We start from the raw sequence: 5,017 nt of genomic DNA, 5'->3' as shown, positions 1-5,017 counted from the left end.
CGATGCCTTCACCTCAGGCGGCCAATCCCTGCGCCTGCCAGCGCCGGTGAACACCTCAAACCGCTGAGCCCCCCTACTCACAGGATCGTCACTAGGGATTATCATAGGAGCAGCGCCTCAATCATTGCAGGGGCGCGCAAAGTCGATGCTGTCAGCGATCAGCGCAAGGTGGGGTCAGCGCCCCGCTTACGCTGATCGCACTGCCGGAGCAGGCACCAAAAGCGCTGCTGGCCGACAAGGGATATGACGCCGATGCCATCCGCGCAGACCTCGCCAGTCGCAAAATCGAAGCCGTAATCCCGGGTCGTTCAAACCGCCGGGTAAAGATCGAACATGATCGGGCGCTCTACGGTGAACGAAACCACATCGAACGCTTCTTCCGTCGCGTGAAAATCAACCGCGCTATCGCAACCCGTTACGACCAACTCGCCGAGAGTTTCCTCAGCATCGTCCATATCGCCGCAGTCAGATACTGGTTCAAATTTGTCCACGCCGCTAGTGTCCCCCGTCAGCGCCTTTGGCACAGATTTGAGGTTGTGATTTAAGGAGGGTTGGGGCTTCGTCTTAGTTGCGAAGGAACAAAGAGGGAGCGCCCCCGCAACACCGCCATACTCTGACCACGATACCGATCCGCAAATACCGGCGGCCTCCACAACACGCTTACTGTTTGGCACGGACGAACCAACTCGAATCCGCGGGTGCCGGTGTATACACGCGAGCGCGCGCCTCATCGACCAAGCAGGCGGTCAGGCAGCACTGCGTCGCGACCGACCGCGATGCCGATGCCGCAGGTGGAAGAGAAGGCCACGACGTTGCGAAAGCGGCTCAAACATTTCGTCCGGCCCTTCCGGATCGAGCAGTTCGGTGTCGGCCAGCCATTCTCGCGCCGCGGTGAGGTCGGGAACCTCATATTCGCGTAGGCAGCGTCCCGGCGTCTGCAGCGCAGCGATGGTCGCGATCAGCGAGCCGGTTTCCGCCATCTTGCGTGCCACCACCTCGCGTGTAGCGCCGAGATGCTCTGCCAGAAGCCCGTTACGAATGCCCGCGATCACCCGCTCGACTCCCGCTTCCGGCGTATTGGCCGCGTCGATGGTCACGTCGCACTCGCTGTCAAGGCGCAGCGAGCGGTTGTTGAAGTTCGATGATCCCACCCTCAGCACTACATCATCGATGATCGTGACCTTGCCATGAACATAGATCGGCACCCCATTGGCGGTGAAGGGATGATAAAGCCGTAAGCGCCCATACAAGTCGCGCTTCTGCAGCTCTGCCACGAGTCTGGCGCGCGCCGTGTCCATTGCAATCGGCTCCAGCCAACCGTTCGCGGTCGTCGGATTGACGATAACGATTTCCGGGCCATCGGCCTCGTTGAGACGCATCGCGATCGCTTCGGCGACGCGCCGGGAGGCGAAATACTGGCTTTCGGCATAGATGAACCGCCGCGCACCGGCGATAAGCGCGATATAGAGCGTTTCGATCTCGTGGACGGACTCTTGGTCATCCATCTTGGGCAGCGTCCGCGAGATGCCGACGGTCACGTCAGTGAAATCAGCTTGGAGGCCGTCAGGCCAACAATCCGCTCCATCGGACACTGGCGCGATCGGGCGTCCGCCGGCGGCGTTCCATCGCTCTCGACAAGCGTCGCCAAGAGCGGTCGCGACCGGTCCTTCGAGCGCCATCGCCGCATCATGCCACGGCCCATGCGGTGTGCCGTCCGGTCGGACGCGGCGCGGTTCCTCGTCCCGATGGTCTCTTGTATCCCAACGTTCGCGGGTCATGTCGATGCCACCGCAAAAGGCCATGCAGTCGTCGATTACCACGATCTTCTGATGATGGGATCCGGCGAACGGATGGTGGCGGTCGAGCTTGAGGTGGATCTGCGGGTCGCGCATCCAGCGTAGGATCGTAAGCAGGGTGCGGCCATGCAATAGCGTCTTGAGCGCCCCGGTATCCCACCGGAGAATGTGGATTTCAAGCAATGGGCTGCGCTTGACCAGCCAGCTGATGAACGCACCGAGGGTTTGCGGGCCCTCGTCAAGACCATCTCCAGCAAAAGGGATACGGGCATCAAAGTCCCAGCCGACAAGTACGATGACCCGTTTCGCCTTGAGCATCGCCGATCGCGCGGCCCTGAAATAATCATCGGCGTCAATGATGACCGTGGCACGGCTTGCCTTGGCGGCGCGCCAGAAGGCGCGACGTAAGGCTATGCGACTCATTGGCGTGGCACCCTCAGCGTTCATGGCGACGCTTCCAAGTCACTACGCGCCACCCGTACAGAGGAACGAGCCCAACACGACTGACCGTAGTGTGAGGCTTTCCTCCTCCTTTTCTCGATCCCAGCCACTCGGAAGAGTGAGTTTATTCTCTGACATAATAAGCCCTTAAGACAGCTAACAATTACTATTGCGACCGCGTCGGCCGTCTCTCGACCACGCAAGTCGGTGTTTTGGGGCTTGCCGAGCCGGCTTGGGCGTCAGGTCGAGCGACTCCTCGGGAAGCCGCGCCGATATCGACCGGTTCTTCGAGCCGGGCCCCTGGGGTGCGGCACGGTACATGATCGTAGACCGGAGTGCTAACGGCAGGCTTTGGCAGGAACGGAAGCGTGTACGCCGCTAGCCCGCCGGCAAATACGACGAGCATAAAACAGTTCTCAATACGCATGGCTTGTTACCTCCTAGTTGATGAAATCCTCGATCACACGCGTGTCCTGAAAAGGCGGTGGCGCACACGAGGCTCGTGTTGCTAATGATGCTTTGTATAAGTGTAATTTATACTAATAAAAAGCGATGCTATTTGCGGTTTAACCGGGTTGCGACAAAAGAACGCTATCTGGAACGCCGACCTGTTCCAATGAAGAGTCTGCATCCAGTTCCATCAGTGGTTTGATATGACCATCTCGAATGTCGTAAATCCAGCCATGCAACCAAAGTGGTTGACCGTATTTCCATGCGCTTGCAACTATATCGGTTCTGGCCAAGTTGATCAGCTGATCTCTGACGTTCATTTCGACGAGTCTGTTAAGCTTCGCATCTTCACTATCCAAGGCCGCGAGCTCGTCTTTGTGATTGAGCACAACGCTACTCGCATGTTCGAGCCACTGCCCTAGTGGACCAGTAGCTCCTCCTTCGAATGCCCCCTTGATGCCACCACACCCATAATGACCGCACACAATGATGTGCGGAACCTTGAGCACTTCGACTGCATATTGCAGGGCCGCCATCAGGTTGAGATCGCTTGGATTGACAAGGTTGGCGACGTTGCGGTGAATGAACATACCTCCCGGAGGAGTCATGGTCATCTGTTCGGGGCTGACCCGGCTGTCCGAGCAACCGATCCACAAGAACGCTGGCTTCTGGCCGTCGGATTGTCGCGTGAAAAAGTCTGCGCGCTCGTCGATAAGTTCTTGCGACCAAGCCCGGTTGGCGACAAGAAGCTGCCTATACTCTCTCATGTGAACCTCACTCCAACTACGGGGGCGTTAATCAAAGGAGATGTCCGTTCGGCAAGATCGCCGCGAACAACAACATCTATCGATTTGAATTGAGAAGCTTTTATAAAGGAGTTGATAATTTCGACGTTATCAAGATCAACATAGTTCGTTGCAGACAAATCAATCAAGAGTCTACAATTTTCGGGAACGCGGTTCAGTTGCTTCTCGAGTTCATATTTGTGAATAAAATACAGGTTGCGCCGAGCGCGGATGAGACAATCATTGCCCTCGCATGCAAACGTAACCGCAGTTCGAAAATTACGAGCAATTACGAAAACGAACCCAATCACAAGGCCGATCAGGACGCCTTCGAGCAGATTGGTGAACATGATCGCGATCACGGTTACTGCGAACGGGATGAACTGGGTCCAGCCTTGTCGGTAACGGTCCAAAAAAAGCTGGGGAGTGCAAAGCTTGTAGCCGGTAGCGATCAGCACCGCCGCGAGTGCCGCTAGCGGGATGAGGTTGAGCACAATAGGGATCAGCGCGACCGACAACAGCAGCCATAGCCCATGCAACATCGTCGATGCCTTGCTCTGTGCGCCCGCACCGACGTTGGCCGAGGAACGCACGATGACCGAGGTCACCGGCAGTCCTCCCAGCAGCCCCGACACGATGTTGCCGCCACCCTGGGCCATCAGTTCCAGGTTCTTGTCAGTGGTGCGTCGTTGCGGGTCGAGTTCGTCGATGGCCTTGATGCTGAGCATCGACTCCAGGCTGGCGACGATGGCAATCGTAGCTGCTGCGATCCAAACGCCGCTACTCCCGATATCGGAAAAATCGGGAAGGGAGAAAAGTTGGGTAAATTCGGCCGGGCTTTTGGAGACTGGCACCTGAACAAGATGCTCCGTGCCAATCTTCCAGGAAGGTAGGATCACCCCGAGCAGCGCATTACCTATGACGCCGATCAGAACCGCAACCAAAGGGCCTGGCAAGAAACTGAACGGCCCCTGCTTGGGTTTCGCGCTGTCCCACCAGAATAAGAAGGCAAGTCCCGCGAGACTGATGATCAGCGCCCCCGGCTCGAATTTGCGGCTCAGGAACACGAACAGGTTTGTGAACGTGTTCCCGTCTCCCGAGGCGAACTCAAAGCTACCCTCAGCCTCGACCTCGTAACCGATCGCGAACGGAATTTGTTTGAGAACAAGAATGAGCCCGATTGATGCCAACATACCTGAGATCACCGAGGAGGGAATGAACTCACCTAAAATACCTGCGCGGGCTGCAGAGAGCGCAAGCTGTATCAAACCCGCCAAAACAACTACCGACAAGAAAACTTGATAGCTAGGTAGCGAATTAATCGTGTCGAGTACAATCACCGTAAGACCTGCGGCAGGACCGCTGACGGACAGCGGAGACCTTGACAGGCCGCCGACTACAATGCCGCCGACAATACCTGCTATCAGGCCAGAGAATAGGGGTGCTCCTGAGAGTCTGATTCAAAACTATCGCGTTGGATTTCAGGCTCTTGCGATGCGGCGTGCGAGGAGCTGGATTGAGGCGATGAACAGCCAGGCGGTTGCC

Annotated in this window: 4 protein-coding genes; 1 reads left to right on the top strand and 3 read right to left on the bottom strand. The window is 57.2% G+C overall.

What is annotated here, in order from left to right:
- Positions 1 to 191: 191 nt before the first annotated feature.
- Positions 192 to 545 carry a transposase gene (locus tag C7451_RS20545; RefSeq protein WP_208625260.1) on the top strand — a complete coding sequence of 118 codons (354 nt, stop codon included), beginning with the start codon at positions 192 to 194 and terminating at the stop codon, positions 543 to 545.
- Positions 546 to 746: 201 nt separating this feature from the next.
- On the opposite strand, the gene C7451_RS19470 is transcribed toward C7451_RS20545, so the two are convergent.
- The 3 genes from C7451_RS19470 to C7451_RS19460 form a co-directional block, all read right to left on the bottom strand.
- Positions 747 to 2,219: a phospholipase D-like domain-containing protein gene (locus tag C7451_RS19470; RefSeq protein ID WP_060979385.1), complete on the bottom strand. Its 1,473-nt coding sequence runs from the start codon at positions 2,217 to 2,219 to the stop codon at positions 747 to 749.
- A gap of 584 nt (positions 2,220 to 2,803) precedes the next feature.
- Positions 2,804 to 3,454, bottom strand: a complete 651-nt coding sequence (locus tag C7451_RS19465) for a carbonic anhydrase (RefSeq protein WP_066112710.1) — start codon at positions 3,452 to 3,454, stop codon at positions 2,804 to 2,806.
- Positions 3,451 to 4,932 carry a SulP family inorganic anion transporter gene (locus tag C7451_RS19460; RefSeq protein ID WP_110300466.1) on the bottom strand — a complete coding sequence of 494 codons (1,482 nt, stop codon included), beginning with the start codon at positions 4,930 to 4,932 and terminating at the stop codon, positions 3,451 to 3,453. Before C7451_RS19460 ends, C7451_RS19465 begins: the two co-directional genes overlap by 4 nt.
- Positions 4,933 to 5,017: the final 85 nt, after the last annotated feature.

Origin of the sequence: Blastomonas natatoria (assembly GCF_003201955.1) — a bacterium.
GTDB classification, from domain to species: domain Bacteria; phylum Pseudomonadota; class Alphaproteobacteria; order Sphingomonadales; family Sphingomonadaceae; genus Blastomonas; species Blastomonas natatoria.
The sequence above is the reverse complement of the archived record's forward strand: the minus strand, read 5'-3'. Positions and strand labels throughout refer to the sequence as shown.